Annotated in this window: 19 protein-coding genes; 12 read left to right on the forward strand and 7 right to left on the reverse strand. The window is 33.0% G+C overall.

The window, feature by feature from the left end:
• The first annotated feature begins 164 nt into the window (after positions 1-164).
• The 9 genes from dnaA (at position 165) to scpA (ending at position 9,858) form a co-directional block, all read left to right on the forward strand.
• Entirely contained in the window at positions 165-1,592 is a 1,428-nt protein-coding gene (gene dnaA / locus IR010_RS13660; RefSeq protein WP_029272655.1) for a chromosomal replication initiator protein DnaA, read from the forward strand.
• Between the two features lie 9 nt (positions 1,593-1,601).
• The gene (locus tag IR010_RS13665) at positions 1,602-2,069 is read left to right on the forward strand and encodes a low molecular weight protein-tyrosine-phosphatase (RefSeq protein ID WP_194604582.1); all 468 of its coding nucleotides are present in this window, start codon (positions 1,602-1,604) and stop codon (positions 2,067-2,069) included.
• A gap of 72 nt (positions 2,070-2,141) precedes the next feature.
• Positions 2,142-2,855, forward strand: coding sequence for an SAM-dependent methyltransferase (locus IR010_RS13670; protein WP_056247545.1), 714 nt, complete (start codon positions 2,142-2,144; stop codon positions 2,853-2,855).
• A gap of 56 nt (positions 2,856-2,911) precedes the next feature.
• Positions 2,912-4,039: a methionine aminotransferase gene (locus IR010_RS13675; RefSeq protein WP_194604587.1), complete on the forward strand. Its 1,128-nt coding sequence runs from the start codon at positions 2,912-2,914 to the stop codon at positions 4,037-4,039.
• Positions 4,040-4,114: 75 nt separating this feature from the next.
• Positions 4,115-4,996 (forward strand): SDR family oxidoreductase, encoded by an 882-nt coding sequence (locus tag IR010_RS13680; RefSeq protein WP_029272651.1) that lies wholly within the window; start codon positions 4,115-4,117, stop codon positions 4,994-4,996.
• A 266-nt stretch (positions 4,997-5,262) separates the two neighbouring features.
• Positions 5,263-5,871 carry a uridine kinase gene (gene udk, locus IR010_RS13685; protein ID WP_194570132.1) on the forward strand — a complete coding sequence of 203 codons (609 nt, stop codon included), beginning with the start codon at positions 5,263-5,265 and terminating at the stop codon, positions 5,869-5,871.
• Positions 5,872-5,971: 100 nt separating this feature from the next.
• The gene (locus IR010_RS13690; protein WP_194604590.1) at positions 5,972-6,298 is read left to right on the forward strand and encodes an FtsB family cell division protein; all 327 of its coding nucleotides are present in this window, start codon (positions 5,972-5,974) and stop codon (positions 6,296-6,298) included.
• 16 nt (positions 6,299-6,314) lie between these two features.
• On the forward strand, positions 6,315-7,679 hold the full coding sequence (locus IR010_RS13695) for a methylmalonyl-CoA mutase subunit beta (RefSeq protein WP_194604593.1): 1,365 nt from the start codon (positions 6,315-6,317) through the stop codon (positions 7,677-7,679).
• A 43-nt stretch (positions 7,680-7,722) separates the two neighbouring features.
• On the forward strand, positions 7,723-9,858 hold the full coding sequence (gene scpA / locus IR010_RS13700) for a methylmalonyl-CoA mutase (protein WP_194604597.1): 2,136 nt from the start codon (positions 7,723-7,725) through the stop codon (positions 9,856-9,858).
• A 51-nt stretch (positions 9,859-9,909) separates the two neighbouring features.
• On the opposite strand, the gene IR010_RS13705 is transcribed toward scpA, so the two are convergent.
• From IR010_RS13705 to dapF, 5 genes are all read right to left on the reverse strand, one after another.
• Positions 9,910-10,557, reverse strand: a complete 648-nt coding sequence (locus IR010_RS13705) for a hypothetical protein (protein WP_029272646.1) — start codon at positions 10,555-10,557, stop codon at positions 9,910-9,912.
• Positions 10,558-10,656: 99 nt separating this feature from the next.
• A complete protein-coding gene (locus tag IR010_RS13710) occupies positions 10,657-11,520 on the reverse strand; it encodes a DUF2279 domain-containing protein (RefSeq protein WP_228515165.1) in 864 nt (287 codons plus the stop codon).
• A 59-nt stretch (positions 11,521-11,579) separates the two neighbouring features.
• A complete protein-coding gene (mltG, locus tag IR010_RS13715; protein WP_029272644.1) occupies positions 11,580-12,620 on the reverse strand; it encodes an endolytic transglycosylase MltG in 1,041 nt (346 codons plus the stop codon).
• A 10-nt stretch (positions 12,621-12,630) separates the two neighbouring features.
• Positions 12,631-13,164, reverse strand: coding sequence for a GNAT family N-acetyltransferase (locus tag IR010_RS13720; RefSeq protein ID WP_029272643.1), 534 nt, complete (start codon positions 13,162-13,164; stop codon positions 12,631-12,633).
• Positions 13,165-13,193: 29 nt separating this feature from the next.
• Positions 13,194-13,976, reverse strand: a complete 783-nt coding sequence (gene dapF / locus IR010_RS13725; RefSeq protein WP_029272642.1) for a diaminopimelate epimerase — start codon at positions 13,974-13,976, stop codon at positions 13,194-13,196.
• A 139-nt stretch (positions 13,977-14,115) separates the two neighbouring features.
• On the opposite strand from dapF, the gene IR010_RS13730 reads away from it, so the two are divergent.
• Positions 14,116-15,516: a trypsin-like peptidase domain-containing protein gene (locus tag IR010_RS13730; RefSeq protein ID WP_029272641.1), complete on the forward strand. Its 1,401-nt coding sequence runs from the start codon at positions 14,116-14,118 to the stop codon at positions 15,514-15,516.
• A gap of 235 nt (positions 15,517-15,751) precedes the next feature.
• On the forward strand, positions 15,752-17,200 hold the full coding sequence (locus IR010_RS13735) for a glyceraldehyde-3-phosphate dehydrogenase (protein ID WP_194604604.1): 1,449 nt from the start codon (positions 15,752-15,754) through the stop codon (positions 17,198-17,200).
• Between the two features lie 65 nt (positions 17,201-17,265).
• Here IR010_RS13735 and IR010_RS13740 read toward each other — a convergent pair whose 3' ends face one another.
• Positions 17,266-17,724, reverse strand: a complete 459-nt coding sequence (locus IR010_RS13740) for an Lrp/AsnC family transcriptional regulator (protein WP_029272639.1) — start codon at positions 17,722-17,724, stop codon at positions 17,266-17,268.
• 198 nt (positions 17,725-17,922) lie between these two features.
• On the opposite strand from IR010_RS13740, the gene ald reads away from it, so the two are divergent.
• Entirely contained in the window at positions 17,923-19,041 is a 1,119-nt protein-coding gene (gene ald / locus IR010_RS13745) for an alanine dehydrogenase (RefSeq protein ID WP_029272638.1), read from the forward strand.
• Positions 19,042-19,165: 124 nt separating this feature from the next.
• On the opposite strand, the gene pafA is transcribed toward ald, so the two are convergent.
• The gene (gene pafA / locus IR010_RS13750; protein ID WP_194604607.1) at positions 19,166-20,782 is read right to left on the reverse strand and encodes an alkaline phosphatase PafA; all 1,617 of its coding nucleotides are present in this window, start codon (positions 20,780-20,782) and stop codon (positions 19,166-19,168) included.
• Positions 20,783-20,998 lie beyond the last annotated feature (216 nt).

Raw genomic sequence — 20,998 nt, forward strand, 5'->3', positions numbered from 1 at the left:
ACTTCTTAAAGTTCACGTACAACATTTTTTTATAAAATTAGACCCCAAAATATTTTTTTTTACAGAAATTTGTTCACATATTTGTTATCCCGAAATACGGAATAAAATTGCTCCCTTTTTATTAGGAGAATCTTTATCAATAATAAAAAAATTTAATTGAATCTATGACTAAAACTGCTCAATCGGTATGGGAAAACTGTTTGTCCTTTATAAAAGACAATATTCAAGATCAAGCCTATAAAACTTGGTTCGAACCAATCAAATCAGTTGAGCTAACCGACAACGCGTTATATATTCAAGTTCCAAGTAAATTTTTCTACGAATGGCTAGAAGAACATTACGTTAAATTATTGAAAGTTGCGCTTACCAAAGAACTGGGAAAAAACGCAAAGTTACTTTATAAAATTAAGATGGAGAACACTTATGGCAATAAACAACCGTTTACCGAACAGTTGCCAAGCGCCAACAGAGTGCCAATGAAACCGCAAGAAGTTGATGCTCCGTTTAAAAACTTAAATCCTGAACTTAAAAACCCGTTTGTAATTCCTGGAATCAGAAATTTAAAAATTGAGTCGCAGTTAAATGCAAACTACAGTTTTGATAATTTTCTTGAAGGAGATTCTAACCGTTTGGCTCGTTCTGCTGGTATGGCTGTAGCCAACAAACCTGGAGGAACATCATTTAATCCGTTATTAATTTTTGGAGGAGTTGGTTTAGGAAAAACTCACTTAGCACACGCTATTGGTGTTGAAGTAAAAGATAAATATCCTGAAAAAACGGTTTTATATATTTCTGCCGAAATTTTCACACAACAATATATTGATTCGGTTAAAAAGAATAATCGTAATGATTTCATTCACTTTTACCAGTTAATCGACGTTTTGATTATTGATGATGTTCAGTTTTTATCAGGGAAATCAGGAACTCAGGATGTATTTTTCCATATTTTTAATTACTTGCACCAAAACGGAAAACAAGTAATTTTAACTTCGGATAAAGCTCCTGTAGACATGCAGGATATTGAGCAAAGATTATTATCTCGTTTTAAATGGGGATTATCTGCTGAATTGCACCAGCCAGATTATGAAACTCGTATTTCAATCTTAAAAAACATTCTATACCGCGACGGTGTTGATATGCCGGAAGACATTATTGAATATGTTGCCCGTAATATCAAAACTAATGTTCGTGAACTTGAAGGAGCTATTATATCATTGATCGCTCAATCTTCTTTCAACAAAAAAGAAGTTACAATTGAGTTAGCGAAAAGTGTTGTCGAAAAATTTGTTAAAAACGTAAAGAGAGAAATCTCTATCGATTATATTCAAAAAATTGTGTCTGATTATTTTCAGTTGGATATTGAAACGCTTCAATCCAAAACTAGAAAAAGGCATGTTGTTCAGGCGAGACAATTGGCTATGTTTTTTGCAAAGAAATTTACTAAAGCTTCTTTGGCAAACATTGGTTCACAAATTGGAGATCGCGATCACGCTACAGTATTACACGCTTGTAAAACAGTTGACAATTTAGTTTCTACAGACAAACAATTCAAGAAATTTGTCGAAGACATCAACAAAAAATTAACGCTATAAACGCGAATCATGCCAGTAAAAATTTTAATGGTTTGTTTGGGAAATATCTGCAGATCACCATTAGCTGAAGGTATTTTAGCATCAAAATTACCAAAAGACAAATTCATCGTTGATTCAGCCGGAACTGGATCTTGGCATGTAGGTCACTCACCTGACCAACGTTCAATAGCCGTCGCTCAAAAAAACGGTTTATGTATTGACAATCAAAAAGGAAGACAATTTAAAACTTCAGATTTTGATGAATTCGATTATATCTATGTTATGGATAATTCGAATTATCGTGATGTCATTCATTTAGCAAAAACTCCAGAACACGAAAGCAAAGTTCATCTTATTTTAAACGAATTATTTCCGGATGAAAATGTAGATGTTCCCGATCCTTACTTTGGCGCTGTAAATGGTTTTGATAATGTTTATCAAATGCTAGACGAAGTTGCTGAAATAATTGCTTCTAAACTCATCAAAAAACACTCGTAATTTAATTTGTATTTCACTTATACCTATATAAATGAAATACATTTTTTGTTTTAAACTATAAAATATCAAAAAATGAAACTTCTAGGAAAACTATATTTAATTCCAACGACAATGGGCGAAAGCGATCCGATGGATGTTTTACCTCAAACAGTAAAAAGAAGTATCGATTTTATAGATCATTATATTGTTGAAAACGAAAAAACAGCCAGAAAATCAATAAAAGCGGTTTCTCCAGAGAAAAAACAATCAGAACTTATTCTTTTTACACTAAATAAAAGAACAGAGCCAAGCGAACATTTAGACTTCATAAAACCTTTATTAGAAGGAAAAAATGTGGGACTAATGAGTGAAGCCGGTTGTCCCGGCGTTGCAGATCCCGGTGCTGTAATTGTAAAATTGGCACATGAAAAAGGAATTCAGGTTGTGCCCTTAGTTGGTCCTTCTTCTATATTATTGGCTATGATGGCTTCTGGAATGAACGGTCAAAGTTTTACTTTCAATGGCTATTTGCCAATTGATAAAGACGAGAAAAAATCAGCATTAAAACATTTTGAGAAATTATCTCAGGATAAAAACCAATCGCAGATTTTCATAGAAACTCCTTATAGAAACAATAAATTAGTTGAAGATATTTTGCAGATTGTAAATCCTTCAACACATTTATGTATTGCGACAGATATAACTTTGCCGACAGAGTTTATAAAAACAATGCGTATTGCAGATTGGAAAAAATTAAAAGTTGATTTGCATAATCGACCGACGATTTTTATTATTCATAAAATGTAATTTTAAAAATTGCCTTATATTGTACTCACAAGTTTTTCGCTAATCAAAACTTTATCATGAGTAAACTCCCAAACATAACCACAAGCATTTTTACGGTAATGTCTAAAATGGCAGCCGAATACAATGCAATTAATCTTTCGCAGGGATTTCCTAATTTTCCTGTTGATGAAAGATTGACAGACATTGTGGCGAAAATCTCGAAAGAAAACATACACCAATATACTCCAATGGCCGGTTATCTGCCATTGATGAATCAGATTGCGAAGCTTATTCAGAGTTCTTACAAAAGAACGATTAATCCTGATTTAGAACTTTTGGTTACCGCCGGCGCAACGCAAGGCATTTTTACTTCAATTTTAGCTTTAGTAAAAACTGGTGACGAAGTAATTATTTTAGATCCTAGTTATGATTCTTATGAATCTCCGGTATTATTGTGTAATGCAAAACCAGTTCGAGTGGCTTTAAATGATGATTATACGCCAAATTGGGAAACGATCGAAAAAGCCTGTTCTGCAAATAGCAAAATGATTATCATCAATAACCCTCATAATCCGACTGGAAAAATATTAACGGAAACTGATTTCCTTCAATTAGAAAAAATACTTTCGAGGTATCCTGATATTTTAGTTTTATCTGACGAGGTTTATGAATATATTACTTTTGAAGAAAAACATATTTCTGCTCATACCAAAGAATTTCTTTTGAATAGTTGTATTATGGTTTCTTCTTTTGGGAAATCATTTCATATTACCGGCTGGAAAATTGGCTACACGATTGCTCCGGAATATCTAATGAAAGAAATCAAAAAAGTACATCAGTTTTTGGTTTTCAGCGTCAACAGTATTTCTCAAGTGGCTATCAGTCAATATTTAGATGTTGTTGATGTTAATCTTCTTGGAAAATTCTATCAAGAGAAACGAGATTATTTTCGCAAACTGATTCAAAATAGCCGTTTTGAGTTGAAACCTTGCGAAGGAACTTATTTTCAAGTCGCTTCTTATGCAAATATTTCTCAAGATGATGATGTTAGTTTCTGTAAAAAACTAATTACAGATCATGGTGTTGCTGCAATTCCTATTTCCACTTTTTACTCAGATCACAAAGACCAAAAATTAATACGCTTTTGTTTTGCGAAAGACAATTTCACATTAGAATCGGCTGCAAAAAAATTATGCGATATATAAATTTTATCAAAAATTTATAACATTATTATGCATGCATCCTATTTATTTAATTAATATTGTAATAAAAAGAAAAATATGAGCTATACAGATAAAATGTTGCGCGATGACGCCTTAAAAGGAAAAGTCATTGTAGTTACAGGTGGCGGAAGTGGTTTAGGTAAAGCAATGACTAAATATTTCTTAGAATTAGGAGCTCAGGTGGCGATTACTTCTAGAGATTTAGAAAAGCTTAAAACTACAGCAGCTGAACTAGAAAGTGAAACTGGCGGAAAATGTTTACCGGTTCAATGTGATGTTCGTCATTATGAAGAAGTTGAAAACATGCTTCAAGAAGTTTTAAAAGCTTTCGGAAAAGTTGATGTTCTTTTGAACAACGCTGCCGGAAATTTTATTTCTCCAACAGAACGTCTATCTGCAAATGCATTTGATACTGTTATAGATATTGTATTAAAAGGTTCTAAAAACTGTACGCTTGCTTTTGGAAAACATTGGATTGACACGAAGCAAACATCGGCAACTATTTTAAATATTGTAACAACTTATGCCTGGACAGGTTCAGCTTATGTTGTCCCTAGTGCTACTGCAAAGGCAGGAGTTTTAGCCATGACAAGAAGTTTGGCTGTAGAGTGGGCAAAATACGGAATTCGTTCGAATGCAATTGCTCCGGGACCGTTCCCTACAAAAGGCGCTTGGGACAGATTATTGCCAGGCGATCTTGCTGAAAAGTTTGATATGGCCAAAAAAGTGCCATTGAAACGTGTAGGTGATCACCAAGAATTGGCCAATTTAGCAGCATATTTAGTTTCTGATTTTTCTGCTTATGTAAATGGGGATGTTATCACAATTGATGGTGGTGAATGGTTAAAAGGCGCAGGCCAATTTAATTTATTAGAAGCCATTCCAGAAGAACTTTGGGATCAGCTTGAAATGATGATTAAAGCAAAAAAGAATAAATAATTTTACGTGCTTACTAAATTCAGAATATTTTATTAAAACTATACTGATTGCACTAAATCCCGACAGCAATGCTGTCGGGATTTTTTTATATTTTAATGATAATCATTTTAACATATAAGCAATATAAGTTCAGCTAAGCACTATTTTAGTTAAACATTTTGCTGCTTATATTTACTTACATTACTTATATGGTTAAATGCATTAATATGTTTATTCAATTCACTTAAATTATTATTTTTGCCAATCAAATATCAAACAAAAAACATATGCTCATTATTGGAATTGCAGGAGGAACAGGAAGTGGAAAAACAACAGTAGTACACCAAATCATGAACGAATTGCCAGACACTGAAGTTGGGGTGATTTCTCAGGATTCATACTATAAAGAAACCCATAATTTGTCGTTTGACGAAAGAGCATTAATAAATTTTGATCATCCGCGCGCGATTGATTTTGAATTATTAGAAAAACATTTAAAAGCACTAAAAGCAGGCGAAACTATTGATCAGCCTGTTTATTCTTTCATTCAACATAATAGGACTGATGATACTGTTTCAACACATCCAAGAAAAGTAATGATTGTTGAAGGTATTTTAATTTTGACAAATCCAGAACTTCGTGATCTTTTTGATATTAAAATTTACGTTCATGCAGATTCTGACGAAAGATTAATTCGCCGTTTAAAACGTGATATCTCAGAACGCGGACGTGATATCGATGAAGTTTTGACACGTTATCAAAACACCTTAAAACCTATGCATGAGCAGTTTATAGAGCCATCAAAGGCTTTTGCTGACATTATTATTCCAAACGATAAATACAACACTGTAGCTATTGATGTGGTTCGTGCTGTAATTAATCAGCGAATTTCATAATTTTTATCGTAAATTTATTCCAGAAAAATAAGAGCTATCCTGATTCTTATCTCGATAGCTCCGATTTAAATCTTAAACCGTAATTGTTAAACAAACTGAAATGAAAAATCCATATAAAGACAAAAAATGGTTCAAACTCCTAAGCAACAAATATGTTTGGGTTTTACTATTTTTTGTAGTTTGGATGCTATTTTTAGACAATTACTCTTATTTTGACCATCGCTTTTTAGATGGTCAAATCAATGAACTTCAAGACAATAAAAAATATTATCAGGAAGAAATAAAAAAAGATCAGGAACAGATCAAACAGCTTAAAAATCCTGAACAAATAGAAAAATATGCTCGCGAAAAGTACTTTATGAAAAAAGACAGCGAAGATATTTATATCATTAAATTTGAAGGAGATACGATTCAAGAAAAAGAATAATCAGAAAAAACACCAAATGGCCACTACCCTATTCGACGATTTTAATCCGATTTCATCCAAACAATGGAAACAAAAAATTCAGTTTGAATTAGATGGAGCCGAATACAACCAAACTGTTATTTGGAATTCTCCAGAAGATATTCAGGTTAAACCTTTTTACCATAGAGATGAATTTTCGACTGCCGCTACGGTAAAAACAAATGTTTCAAACTTTAAAATCTGCCAAAACATCTTTGTTTATGATGTCGAGAAATCGATTCAAAGAGCTATTAATGCTATTGAAAGAGGAGCTGAAAGTTTACGTTTTACGATTCAAAACGAAAAACTTGACATGCAAAAATTATTAGAAAACCTTCCTTTAGAAAACAGAACTGTTTACTTTAATTTGAATTTTATTTCAATCGATTTCGTAAAACTATTAGACACGATTTCGATTCAAAAAAAAGCAACCTTTTACTGTAACATCGACCCAATTGGCTATTTTGCGAGAGAAGGGAATTGGCTTGCAACCTCCGATAAAAATAATTTTGAAACACTTGAAAAAATTTCAAAAGCTACAACAAACATTTCATTCTTAAGCATTGATTTAGGATTGTATCAAAATGCTGGAGCAAATATTACACAGCAAATTGCTTATAGTTTAGCGCATGCCAATGAATATTTAAACCGTTTGCCAACTATAACGAAACCAATTGTTTTTCAGGTTTCTGTAGGAACAAATTATTTTTTTGAAATTGCTAAACTTCGAGCATTGCGAATGCTTTTCAAATTGATTGCTTCCGAATATAATGCTGAAATTGATTGTCATTTATTGGTAACTCCAACTAAACGAAACAAAACGATTTACGATTATAATGTAAATATGCTTCGAACAACAACAGAATGCATGTCGGCAATTTTGGGCGGTGCTGATGCAGTAGCTAATTTGCCTTACGATGCGCTTTATCATAAAGACAATGAATTTGGCGACCGAATTGCACGAAATCAGTTATTGGTTTTAAAACACGAAAGTTATTTTGATAAAGTTGATAATCCTGCTGATGGAAGTTATTACATTGAAAGTCTAACCATGCAATTGGCTGAAAAAAGTTTAGCTTTATTTAAAGATATTGAAGCCAATGGAGGATTTTTAAAACTTTTAAACGACGGAACGATCAAGAAGAAGATTCAAGAAAGCGCTTCTAAAGAACAAGAATTATTTGATTCTAAAAAAGAAGTCTTATTGGGTACAAATAAATACCCAAACAAAGAAGACAAAATGAAACACGATTTAGAGCTGTTTCCATTTGTAAAAATAAAGCCGAGAAAAACATTAATTACACCAATTATAGAAAAAAGATTAGCTGAAAAACTGGAGCAAGAACGATTAGAACTTGAATAATCTTAAAAAAGTAATTAATAAAACCACAAAACAAAGTGTCTCAATGATAAGAAAAGACCTTAAACATATCAATCTTCAAAGTCAAAAGTCAAAAATCGAAAGTCAAAATTTTGACACTTTGACAGATAATTTTACAACTGCCGAAGGAATCGAACTTAAAAAACAGTATTCTGAGAAAGATATCGAAGATTTAGAGTTTTTAGATTTTGGAGCTGGATTTGCGCCAAATTTACGTGGACCCTATGCAACAATGTATGTAAGAAGACCTTGGACAATTCGCCAGTATGCCGGATTTTCTACAGCAGAAGAAAGTAATGCTTTTTACAGAAGAAATCTGGCTGCAGGCCAAAAAGGCCTTTCAATAGCTTTTGATTTACCTACCCATCGCGGTTACGATTCAGATCATGAGAGAGTAGTTGGCGATGTTGGAAAAGCAGGAGTTGCTATAGATTCGGTTGAAGATATGAAAGTGCTTTTTGACCAAATTCCGTTAGATGAAATGTCAGTTTCGATGACGATGAATGGTGCTGTTTTGCCCATTATGGCATTTTATATTGTTGCAGCTGAAGAACAAGGCGTTGCAATCGAAAAATTATCTGGAACAATTCAGAATGATATTTTGAAAGAGTTTATGGTGCGTAATACATATATTTACCCGCCAACTCCGTCAATGAAAATTATCGCTGATATATTTGAATTTACAAGCAAAAAAATGCCTAAGTTCAATTCTATCTCTATTTCAGGATATCACATGCAGGAAGCCGGAGCTACAGCCGATATCGAATTGGCTTATACTTTAGCAGATGGCTTAGAATACATTAGAACTGGACTTTCAACTGGAATGACCATTGATGAATTTGCACCAAGATTGTCTTTCTTTTGGGCAATCGGAATGAATCATTTTATGGAAATTGCAAAAATGAGGGCCGGCCGAATGATTTGGGCGAAATTAATACAGCAATTTAATCCTAAAAGCGATAAATCTTTGGCTTTAAGAACACATTGCCAAACCAGTGGATGGAGTTTAACAGAACAAGATCCGTTTAATAATGTGGCCAGAACTTGTATTGAAGCAACGGCGGCTGCTTTTGGCGGAACACAATCCTTACATACCAACGCACTTGATGAAGCGATTGCTCTGCCAACCGATTTTTCAGCCAGAATTGCACGTAATACACAAATATTTTTACAAGAAGAAACGAAAATAACCAAAACTGTCGATCCTTGGGCCGGAAGCTATTATGTTGAAAGTCTGACGAATGAACTCCTAGAAAATACTTGGAAACTAATTGAAGAAGTAGAAGAACTTGGCGGGATGACAAAAGCCATCGAGGCCGGAATTCCCAAACTTAGAATAGAAGAAGCTGCCGCTAGAAAACAAGCGAGAATAGACAGCGGACAAGACATTATTGTTGGTGTTAATCAATTTAGATTAGAAAAAGAAGATCCTTTGCATATTTTGGATGTAGACAATCAAATGGTTCGAAAACAGCAAATTGAGCGACTTGAAGAAATAAAAGCAAAAAGAGATACTGAAAAAGTAAATCGATCATTAGAAAAATTAATTCTTTGTGCAAAAACTGGTCAAGGTAACTTATTAGAGATTGCTACTGAAGCCGCTCGAGACAGAGCTACATTGGGCGAAATCAGCGATGCTTTGGAAAGTGTTTTTGGCAGGTATAAAGCACAAATTAAATCCTTTAGCGGTGTGTATAGTGCAGCAATAAAAAATGACGAGAATTTTGAAAAGGCAAAACAATTAGCGAATGCTTTTGCAAAACAAGAAGGAAGACGTCCTAGAATTATGATTGCCAAAATGGGACAAGACGGGCATGACCGAGGTGCAAAAGTAGTTGCAACAGGTTATGCAGATGTAGGTTTTGATGTAGATATAGGGCCTCTTTTTCAAAATCCTGCCGAAGCTGCTAAACAAGCCGTTGAAAACGATGTCCATATTTTAGGTGTTTCTTCATTAGCCGCAGGACATAAAACATTAGTCCCTCAAGTAATAGAAGAACTTAAAAAGCACGGACGCGAAGACATTATGGTAATTGTCGGCGGTGTAATTCCGGCGCAAGATTACCAATTTTTATTTGATGCGGGTGCCGTTGCTGTTTTTGGGCCAGGAACTAAAATCAGTGAAGCGGCGATAAAAATTCTAGAAATTTTAATTGACTAATTGACATAAAAAAATCCCGAATTATCGGGATTTTTTATTTTGCTTTAATTCTTAATCATTTATTGTTGCATTACTATCTGCTTCAATGTGAGAAAGATCATAACCTCCAAAGGCTTTCATATAACTTCTTAATGAAGTACCATAGGCATCTCTAAAACGTCTACTCCCCTTATTTTTAAAGAAGTTTTTTACTGAACCAGCGCCTCCAAGATGTGCTGCTGCTAAAATACCAGATTCGGTGATTTCGACACCGCTAATGATTTTTCCTTCGTACCTTTCGATTTCATTACGTAAAATCCATTTATTTTTGGACAATAACGCAATAAAAGCTTTTTCTTGTAAAGCAGGATCTTTTAGAAAAGCTTTACCATTTCGAACACCTATAGATCGTAGGGCTTGAGAACCAAATTGGTATTTCCCCATGTAACCCAATGAATTTACCAATCGGTATTTTCCTTGAGATTCTTTGAAAGCAACGGCTTCTTTAAAACCTATAAGATGCTTTCCTGTAAATGGGATGTTTAAATTGTTTAAAATAGGATAATCATCCTCTTGTTGCGATGGAAATAAGTATTCGGCTCCATCTGTTTTTTCTGTGAGAAACCACGGTTTGGTTTCCAGATTAAAGGGTTTAAAACCCAAACTCAAAAATGTAATAATAACGATCAAACTCGCATAAAAATACCACTTCTTTATCATAAATTGTTTTTCTTCAAATCACTGTCACCTCTTTGAAATTTCTACGGTGCAAAGATAAGAAAAACAAAACAATACTGAAAATCAAATAGTTAAGCGTTTTTAGAAATAGAACGCATGTGCTTTAAGCCCTTTATTGGCGCTATATTCGAGAGTTGGAGCAGGAATTTTTAAGGTGTTAAAAACAGAAAAAATAGTTTTCAAAAAATGCGATTTTGTTTCAATTTTCGTCAAATTCACATCAAAACTAAGATAAATCTGACGAAATCTTTCTGGGTTTTGAACAGAAACTGGATTATCATTTTGTAAATTTCCTGTTAACATTCCATCAGCTCCATATCCAAAAGCAATATTTAACCACTTCGGAATTTTGCTTTCTTTTGCAAAAGAATAAAGGTTGACAGAAAGCCAATAAGTTTGTCCGTTATAATCTTTTAAAAGCTGTTCATTTAATGAACTTCCTAAAACTTCAGGACGTAGATTTGCATATTTTGTAGTGTGAAAAGAAAATTTAGGAGTAATTCGCTGTTCTTTCCAAAGTAATTCTTGAGAAACGTATAAGGCTGTTCCTGTTGCATTTGCAATTAAATCTCCAGAAGAAGCTCCCCATCCTGATGAATATCCATCTAAAACTTCAACAGCAGTTAAAAATGCAAATCCTAATCCGGCACCGTAAACAAGTTGATTTTTTTGACTTGCACCGCTCCAATTTAACATTTCAGCACCAAATCTTCCTAAATGATAAGCAGAATACATATGCCCTACTTTATCCATCTGAAGCCATTCATTATTATCATTTATAAAATGAAAATTAGACTGCGGATAATCAGCATACCAAAGCTGATTCAAACCAATTAAGGTAACCGAAGCCAGAGCAGCCTCAGTTACTATAACGGTATTTTGTCTTTTTTTATTTAAAGTATCGGAGGGAGTTAAAAAAATTTCGAATTTGCTTTGTGCTTTCAAAGAATAAAAACTCAAAAAAAATAATGCCGATAAGAGAAGGAAATGTTTAAAATTCAAAACTATCTTGTTACGCCTTGACTAGCAATCCAGTCTGAATATTTTTTTGCATTAATTGTATGCTGCTCATAAGTTGATGCAAATTCATGATACCCAAAACGTTCTACGCTTGCGCAAAAATAAATGTAATCGTTTTTTTCAGGATTTAAAACTGCATCAAGAGCTGTAATATCTGGCATTGCAATTGGTCCCGGAGGAAGTCCGATATTTACATAAGTATTGTAAGGAGATTTCATAACCAAATCATTATAAAATACTCTTTTGATAACCTGATCAAAATTATTGTCTCTTAATTTTAGAGCATAAATTACTGTCGGATCAGCTTGCAAAGGCATTGCTAAACGCAAACGGTTTAAATAAACTCCAGCAATTCTAGGTCTTTCATCTTTTTTAACTGATTCTTTATGAACTATTGAAGCCAAAATAGTTGCCTGAACTGGTGTTAAGCCTTGTTTTTTAGCTTTTTCGATTCTTTCAGCAGTCCAAAAATTATGGTATTCTTTGATCATTTTGTCACGGAATTTCTCTGCAGACGTATTCCAATAAATTTCATAAGTATTTGGAATAAACATCGCAAATACATTGTCTTCATTAAAGCCGTTTGCTGCCATAAAAGTCGAATCTTTTATTGCTTTCATTAAAGACAAACTGTCTGCTTCGATTTCAGAACCTACTCTTCCAGCAAAATTTTCTAGACGCTCTTGATTGTTAAAAGCCAACTTTACAGGAACATTAGAACGCATTGCACGTACCAAATCGATGTTATTCATATCTTTTTTAAGTAAAAAACGACCTGATTTTACATTATCTGGATAACTTCTTTTGCTTGCTACCATTTCGAAGTTTTCGAAATTTTTAATGTAAGGCTCTAATATTTTTTTTACATCTGTATAATTTGCTCCAGTCGGAACATAGACGTATAATTCTTTTTCCTCAAATTTAGTGTTCGCACTAAAAATTCTGCTGATTAAAATAAATCCATAAATCATTAAAACTGAAATTACGGCTACGGCAGTTATCGTGATAATTTTTTTTAAGCTCAAAGTTTTAAATTTAAATTTGTTTATTAATTAACTGGAACATTGCTTCGTCTTGATAGTGGTTGCGCAGCAAAATCCAATCTTTTTTAATTCCTATTTTCTCAAAACCAAATTTAGTAAAAAGAGCTATACTTGCTACATTTTCTACACTAATATTTGCATAGAGCTGATGTAAATTTAAATTATAAAAAGCATATTTAATCAAAAGCCCTAAAGCTTCAGACCCAACATTTTGTCTTTTATTTTCATCTTTTTGAATCACAATGCCAACTCCGGCTCTATTATTTTTAGGATCAAACTCAAATAAATCAATTAATCCGATAGCCGGAAAATCTTCATCTTGACAAATGGCCAGACGCAATTGCTTTGCCTCATAAATATCCTGTTGGGCGTTTTCGAGATACTGACGAACCAAAAAACGGCTATAAGGTGTGTATGTATTACTAACTTCCCAAATGCTTTGATCATTTTCCATGGCATAAACAAACTCCAAATCATTAGGTTCGAGTGCCCTCAGATAAATATTGTCGCCTTTGAGTGTTATCATTTTTTAATTTTAGATTGTGATTTTAGATCTTATATTTCGATTGTTCCTTTGAAAACAAATTTAGCTGGTCCGGTTAAGAAAACATTCGTGAAATGATTTCCATCTTTATCAAAAGAAACTACCAATTTTCCGCCTTCAACATTCAAGTTAATTGAAGTTTTATCAGTCTGCCCAATAGCGTTCATCGCAATGGCAACTGCTGTTGCGCCTGTTCCGCAAGCAAGAGTTTCGTCTTCAACACCTCTTTCATAAGTACGAAGAGAAAAAGTACTGTCGTCAACCTTTTTTACAAAATTGACATTGCTTCCTTTTTCACCATATAATTCTCCATAGCGAATTGCAGCTCCGTTTTCTTTTACATTATAATGTTCTAAATCATCTACAATTTGAACATGATGTGGAGAACCTGTATTTAAAAAAGTATAAGAATCTTTTTGCTGTACTTCATCAACATCAATCATTTGCAAAGAAATAATAGCATCTTCACCTACTGAAGCATGGTGTAAGCCATCTGTTGCAATAAAAATTGTATTGTTTTTAATGACGCCTAATTGATTGGCAAAAGCTACTAAGCATCGCCCGCCGTTTCCGCACATCGAACTCTGATTTCCATCAGAATTGTAGTAGACCATTTTAAAATCAGTGTTAGGATCATTTTCAAGTAAAATAAGCCCGTCAGCTCCAATACCAAATCGTCTGTCACACAAACGTTCAATTAATTGTATGTTCTCTTTTGGGAAAAAATTAGTACGATTGTCAATCATCACAAAATCGTTGCCCGTGCCTTGATATTTATAAAATTCTATTTGCATTTTTCTTCTATTATATACTACAAAAGTACAAACTATTAATTAATGAAATGTTAATCATTGTTAAAGAGAGTTAAAGCATTTTTTCAAATAATTTTTTGCTTTAATTTTACGTTAAGTAAATTAAATATACATCCTAATTATGAAAAGATTTTCAACCTTATTTTTAGTGTCATTGCTAAGTGGCGCTACTACACTTGGAGCTTACAAATTATTATTTGATGGCAGCAATTCTTTTTTTGGAAGACAAAATTCTGTTGTTACTCTCGCCCCAAATTCATTTGGCAGGAATGTAGCATTAAATGCAGAAACAGTTGATTTTACAGCTGCAGCAGACAAAACAATTCACACAGTTGTTCACGTAAAAAATGTTTCGCGACGAACTGTAAGTAATCCTATGATGGAGTTTTTCTATGGTTATGGAGGCCAGCAACAGCAAGAACAAGTTGGCACCGGCTCTGGAGTTATTATTTCTGAAGACGGATATATTGTAACCAATAATCATGTTATAAAAGATGCTTCTGAAATTGAAATTACGTTAAACAATAAAAAATCATATACTGCAAAACTAATTGGTACAGATTCTAAAATGGATATTGCATTATTGAAGATCAATGCTGATGAAAAATTACCTTATACCGCTTTTGCAAATTCTGATTCGGTAAAAATTGGAGAATGGGTTTTGGCAGTCGGAAACCCATATAACTTAACTTCAACTGTAACTGCTGGAATAGTTTCGGCGAAAGCCAGAAATTTAGATACAAACGGAATTCAGTCGTTTATTCAAACTGACGCGGCAGTAAATCCAGGAAACAGTGGTGGCGCATTAGTAAACACAAGAGGCGAATTGATTGGAATTAACACCATGATTTCATCAATGACAGGTTCTTATGTTGGATATTCATTTGCGGTTCCATCTAATATTGCTCGAAAAATCATCGAAGATATTATGGAATTCGGTAATGTTCAGAGAGGAATTCTAGGAGTTGAAGGCGGCGAACTAAACAGTAATGCTTCAAAAGAATTAGGAGTTACTCAAACTCAAGGTTTTTATATTAGCAAAGTTTCTAAAAATTCAGGAGCTGAAAAAGCAGGACTTTCAAAAGGAGATATTATTGTAAAACTAGATGACCAAAATATTTCGACTTATGCTGATCTTTCTGGATACATTAATACCAAAAGACCAAATGACGTAGTAAATGTAACATATCTTAAAGACGGAAAATCTAGAACTGTTCCGGTTACATTAAGTAAAAATGAATTTTACAGCACCGAATTTAAAGGAATTGAATTAGAAAATATTGATGCTACGGATAAAAAGAAATTCAGAATTGATTATGGAGTAAAAATCAGAAGCATAACAAATGAGAATTTAATGCAATATCAAAATGAATTACAGGGCAATATTATTTTGAGTATTGATAATGTAAAAGCAACAAATGTTGAAACTGTTTCGAGACTTTTAAGTAAAAAAGATGAAGGTCAAAGTGTCCGAATTGAAATGATAAACAAAAACGGAGAAATATTTAGAATAATTATTTAAAATTTGTCGCAGTACTTGTTTGCAGTTTACAGTTTCCTAAAGAGGAAATACTGGGACTGAAGACTGAAACTGAAGACAATTAAAATTTCATTAAAAAAAAGCCAACTTAGAAAATAAGGTGGCTTTTTTATTTTCAAAAATAAATTATAAAATAGTTTACGAAATCGATTGAAATAGATACTTTTGCGGAAAATTTTAAAATAGTGAGCATTTTATTTTTCCAATTTAATCAATTATGAGTAAAAAATCTTTGTACCAAAAAGAGGTATCATTACAAGTCGACCGAAGAAGAGCTGGTGTCGAATTAATTAAAGTCATAAGCGATTTATGGTATGACAAATCCATAGAAATGGTTTTATTCAAAAATCAATTGCTGGATAAAAATGTCAGCGATATTATCAACCTCCATCAATACGCAGGTGAATTTGTAGGCAAACCAATCACCATTTTTGATTCGGTAGAAATTGCAAAAGTTGTTTTGTCATTAGATCTTCCGCCTGCGAAAATAGATCTTGGAAAACTAACTTATGAATATCGTTTAGAAGATGAAAAATATCCCGATGCACGATATTTTGTAATCGATAAATTGAAAAAAGCCAAATCTTCAAAAGAAATTCAACCTAAGGATGTTGTTTTATATGGCTTTGGAAGAATTGGACGTTTATTAGCGCGAGAATTAATGTCTAAAACTGGAAAGGGAAATCAACTGCGTTTGAGAGCAATTGTAACCAGAGACAAAAATGACGCATCGACTTTAGAGAAACGAGCTTCTCTATTGCGATATGATTCCATTCACGGAAATTTTCAAGGATCTGTAACAGCTGATCCAAAAAATAATGCTTTAATCATAAACGGTACCACAGTTCATATCATTACAGCAAATTCTCCAGAAGAAATTGACTATACAGAATATGGTATTAACGATGCGTTAATTATTGATAATACTGGAGCTTTTACAGTTCAAGAATCCTTACAGAGACATTTAACTTCGAAAGGAGCAAGTAAAGTTTTGTTAACAGCGCCCGGAAAAGGAGTTCCTAATATTGTACATGGTGTAAATCATACCGATTATAACCCAGATGAAATCGATATTTTTTCAGCTGCTTCTTGCACTACAAATGCAATTACACCTGTTTTAAAAGCTATTGAAGACACATTGGGAGTTGTAAAAGGTCACTTAGAAACCATTCATGCCTATACTAACGATCAAAATTTGGTTGATAATATGCATAAAAAATACCGTCGAGGAAGAGCTGCTGCCTTGAACATGGTTATAACAGAAACTGGTGCAGGAAGTGCTGTTGCAAAAGCACTGCCATCCTTAGAGGGCAAATTAACTTCGAATGCTATTCGGGTTCCAGTTCCAAATGGTTCTTTAGTAATTTTAAATTTAGAAGTTAAAAAAGCTACTTCAATTTTAGCGATTAATAAAATCATGAAAAAGTATGCTCTTGAAGGAGAGCTGGTAGAACAAATCAAATATTCTTTGAACAATGAATTGGTTTCGTCAGATATTGTTGGCACTACGGCACCATCAATCTATGACAGCAATGCAACAATTGTTTCCAAGGACGGCAAAAGCATTGTTCTGTACATTTGGTACGATAATGAATATGGATATAGTCATCAAGTAATTCGTTTAGCAAAATATATTGCAAGAGTAAGACGCTTTACTTATTATTAAATATAAAACCAAAAAACCACTATTTCTAAAAACCATCGAGATTTCTTGGTGGTTTTTTTATTAAATTAAATAGGCAAGACAGTTGTACTTTTAACTTCTGAAATTACAAAAACAGTATTTATTAGAGAAACCTCAGGTAAAATAGATAATTTTTTTTGGTGAAAATGATGATAGCTTTCCATATCTGGAATAATAACTTTAAGCATATAATCGAAATTTCCTGAAACATAATTGCACTCTACTACTTCAGGTAAATTTAAAATCGATTGATTAAATCCCTCAGAAGTATCATAAGTCTGTTTTGTCAATGTTACCTGACAATAGACCGTAAGATTATTTCCGAGTTTTTTCTTATTCAAAATCGAAACATACTTTTCAATAACTCCCTCTTTTTCAAGACGTTTAACACGATCATGAACAGGTGTTAATGACAAATTTATTTTGTTTGCAATGTCCTTCAAAGTATAGTGGGCATTTTCCTGTAAAAGTCGTAAGATTTTTTTGTCAATTTCATCTAAAGCCATAGCGAAAACGTTTTCTCTAATTAATAAAATTTAGTCATTTTTTCTTTTTAAGAGAAAATATAGCCCTAGAAAAAGAATATTTTTCTGTAAAAGTATAAAATAAAATAATATTTTCTTATTTAAAAGTCGTTTATCAATAATATATTCTCTATCAGTAGCTTTGTAAAACAAATTTAAAAAAGCAAAAAATATAACGATATGATAATAGGTGTTCCAAAAGAAATAAAAAACAATGAAAACCGTGTAGCTTTAACTCCTGCTGGTGTTTCAGAAATGAAAAAACACGGACATACAGTTTACGTGCAATCAACTGCAGGATTAGGAAGCGGATTTAGTGATGATGAATATGCAGAAGCTGGAGCAGTAGTTTTAGCAACTATTGAAGAAGTTTACGCAATTGCTGAAATGATTATAAAAGTAAAAGAGCCAATTGCTTCTGAATATCCGTTAATTAAAAAAGATCAATTGCTTTTCACTTATTTTCACTTTGCTTCTTCAGAGCCATTAACTCATGCAATGCTTGAAAAAGGTGCAGTTTGTTTAGCTTACGAAACAGTAGAGAAAACAGATCGCAGTTTGCCATTATTAGTTCCAATGTCAGAGGTTGCAGGTCGTATGGCGATTCAACAAGGAGCAAAATATCTTGAAAAGCCATTAAAAGGAAGAGGAATTCTTTTAGGTGGTGTTCCAGGTGTACCGCCAGCTAAAGTATTAGTTTTAGGTGGTGGAATTGTGGGAACTCAGGCTGCAAAAATGGCTGCTGGTTTAGGAGCACAAGTAACTATAATGGACTTAAGTTTGCCTCGTTTACGTTATTTAGATGACATTATGCCAGCAAATGTAAATACAGAAATGTCTAACCACTATAACATCACAAGAGCAATTAAAGATGCTGACTTGATTGTTGGAGCTGTATTAATTCCAGGAGCAAAAGCACCTCACCTAATTACTCGTGATATGCTTAAATTAATGCGTCCAGGAACTGTTGTTGTTGACGTTGCAGTTGATCAAGGTGGATGTATTGAAACTTGTACTCCAACAACTCACGAAAATCCAACTTTTATTATTGATGATATTGTTCACTACTGTGTAGCTAACATGCCAGGTGCTGTTCCTTATACATCTACTTTAGCCTTAACTAATGCTACTTTGCCTTATGCAGTGCAATTAGCAAACAAAGGATGGCAAAAGGCTTGTAATGAAAACGAAGAATTGAAAAAAGGATTAAACATCGCTAACGGAAAAATTCTTTACAAAGGAGTTGCTGAAGCTTGGAATCTTCCTTTTAACGAAGAATTAGTGTTAGCAAACGCATAGTGCTAACATTAAAATAAGTGCTTACTAAACACTATTTAAAAAGGTTTTTCTTAATTGAAAAACCTTTTTTATGACATAAAAAAACCTGTCTTGCAGAGACAGGTTTTAAATTTTATACAGAATATTATTTTTCGTCTAATACTTCTTGTAATACTTTTGCTTCCGTTCCGTTAGGAAAAGCAACTTTAATTTTTTGAGCAATTGTTGGAGCGATTTCAGTAATTGCTTTTTTATCATACGATTCTCCTTTTTTAATGTGCCATCCATAAAAGATTGCTGGTACATGAGTGTCATAACTATATGGAGTTCCATGTGATGTTCCAGTAGGCGAATATTCCATATCTCCAGGTTTATTAATTATAACCATATCTCCATCTTGAGTTACATCATATCCTTTTGCTACGAAATTTAAATAATAGTCGTTTCCAGAATTTGCTAAAATTTCTTCTTCCGTATATACTTTTTTAATTTGCGGCAGTGTAATCAAATATTCTTTAAATGCTTGTTTTACTCTTGTCAGTTCTAAACCTTTATCTTTTATAATTTGCTTATTGAAGAAAATATTAAAATTTGAATAATTTAAAAGTAAATCAGCTCCAAATGTCTTAGTTGAGAAATCCTGTAGGTTTTTCTTAAAATCTTTAGATGGATAATTATCAACATTATATTTACGGTCTTTTAAATAGATAACGTTTTCAGCACCAGCATGATCTGCTGTTAAGAAAAGAAGGTAATTTTCCTTACCAACCGTTAAATCCAAATAAGCTAAAAAATCAGCAATAGTCTGATCCAATCTTAAGTAAGTATCTTGTAATTCAATTGAGCGTGGACCTAATAAATGTCCAACATAATCAGTAGATGAAAAACTTACTGTTAAAAAGTCCGTAATATTATCTTTTCCAAGTTCTTCTTTTTCAATAGCTTTTTTAGCAAATTCAGCTAATAAATCATTTCCATATGGAGTAGCTCTTAAGATTCCTGCATCATTTTTCTCATACATTGTTTTCAAATCATATGGAAAAACAGGAGCTGTACTGCCATATAATTTACCCTCATACGGATTATTATCAGGTAAACTTTCGTTATAAGTAGAAGCTGGCTTATATAAATCCCAACCTTTATTTATATATGGCAAATAATGTTTCTCACTATTAAATTGAGAAACCCATTCTGGTAATTTATCACCGTAAAATGTACTTGAAATGAAAGAACCAGTTTTACTGTACCAAAAAGCCCAGTTTGCAAAGTGTCCTGCTGGCAAAATTGCACCACGATCTTTAAGACTCATTCCAATAACTTTTCCTTGAAAATTAGTAGCCATTCTTACTTCGTCTGTAATAGTAGTACTTTGCAAATTTTTAGGAGACATAGCCCCTTCTTCTACTGTTCCATCTCCAACTGTTTTTACACCAGCATCATCTGTACAATACATTTCTTTACCTAATGTTCTGCTGAACCATTCGTTACCTACGATACCGTGTGTTGCTGGAGTAGTTCCTGTATAAATTGACGCATGCCCTGGCGCTGTATAAGTTGGCATATAATTATAATGCATATTCTGAAAAGTATACCCATTATTAATTAATCTTTTAAATCCGTTTGGTGAAAAATCATCTGAGAATCGATATAAATATTCCATTTTCATCTGATCTACAACTATACCTACCACCAACTTAGGGCGTTGTTGAGCATTTAAATTTGAAAGAACAAACAATGCCAACAATACAATACTTTTTTTCATACTTAAATTATAATATTTAATACAAAAATACAGATTCACATCCAAAAAGGCTAACACAGCCTTATTTAAAACCCAAAATTGACTTTAATTTAACAGAATATAACGACTAGATATATTTTACATATAAGTGATGCATCTTATTTTCAGTAGACTTGTAATTTTAAAACCCATCCGAGTATTTCTCAGGGCATTATTTTTAGAAAAGGGTGCAAAACA

The organism is Flavobacterium sp. MR2016-29 (assembly GCF_015350695.1).
Lineage (GTDB): Bacteria > Bacteroidota > Bacteroidia > Flavobacteriales > Flavobacteriaceae > Flavobacterium.

Bases quoted from the DNA above. Each gene is read 5' to 3' on its own strand.
- scpA (WP_194604597.1), top strand. From the start codon at position 7,723: ATGATAAGAAAAGACCTTAAACATATCAATCTTCAAAGTCAAAAGTCA.
- IR010_RS13705 (WP_029272646.1), bottom strand. From the start codon at position 10,557: ATGATAAAGAAGTGGTATTTTTATGCGAGTTTGATCGTTATTATTACA.
- IR010_RS13740 (WP_029272639.1), bottom strand. From the start codon at position 17,724: ATGGCTTTAGATGAAATTGACAAAAAAATCTTACGACTTTTACAGGAA.
- IR010_RS13735 (WP_194604604.1), top strand. From the start codon at position 15,752: ATGAGTAAAAAATCTTTGTACCAAAAAGAGGTATCATTACAAGTCGAC.
- pafA (WP_194604607.1), bottom strand. From the start codon at position 20,782: ATGAAAAAAAGTATTGTATTGTTGGCATTGTTTGTTCTTTCAAATTTA.
- IR010_RS13675 (WP_194604587.1), top strand. From the start codon at position 2,912: ATGAGTAAACTCCCAAACATAACCACAAGCATTTTTACGGTAATGTCT.
- ald (WP_029272638.1), top strand. From the start codon at position 17,923: ATGATAATAGGTGTTCCAAAAGAAATAAAAAACAATGAAAACCGTGTA.
- IR010_RS13680 (WP_029272651.1), top strand. From the start codon at position 4,115: ATGAGCTATACAGATAAAATGTTGCGCGATGACGCCTTAAAAGGAAAA.
- IR010_RS13730 (WP_029272641.1), top strand. From the start codon at position 14,116: ATGAAAAGATTTTCAACCTTATTTTTAGTGTCATTGCTAAGTGGCGCT.
- IR010_RS13695 (WP_194604593.1), top strand. From the start codon at position 6,315: ATGGCCACTACCCTATTCGACGATTTTAATCCGATTTCATCCAAACAA.
- IR010_RS13665 (WP_194604582.1), top strand. From the start codon at position 1,602: ATGCCAGTAAAAATTTTAATGGTTTGTTTGGGAAATATCTGCAGATCA.
- udk (WP_194570132.1), top strand. From the start codon at position 5,263: ATGCTCATTATTGGAATTGCAGGAGGAACAGGAAGTGGAAAAACAACA.
- IR010_RS13690 (WP_194604590.1), top strand. From the start codon at position 5,972: ATGAAAAATCCATATAAAGACAAAAAATGGTTCAAACTCCTAAGCAAC.
- dnaA (WP_029272655.1), top strand. From the start codon at position 165: ATGACTAAAACTGCTCAATCGGTATGGGAAAACTGTTTGTCCTTTATA.
- IR010_RS13670 (WP_056247545.1), top strand. From the start codon at position 2,142: ATGAAACTTCTAGGAAAACTATATTTAATTCCAACGACAATGGGCGAA.
- IR010_RS13720 (WP_029272643.1), bottom strand. From the start codon at position 13,164: ATGATAACACTCAAAGGCGACAATATTTATCTGAGGGCACTCGAACCT.
- dapF (WP_029272642.1), bottom strand. From the start codon at position 13,976: ATGCAAATAGAATTTTATAAATATCAAGGCACGGGCAACGATTTTGTG.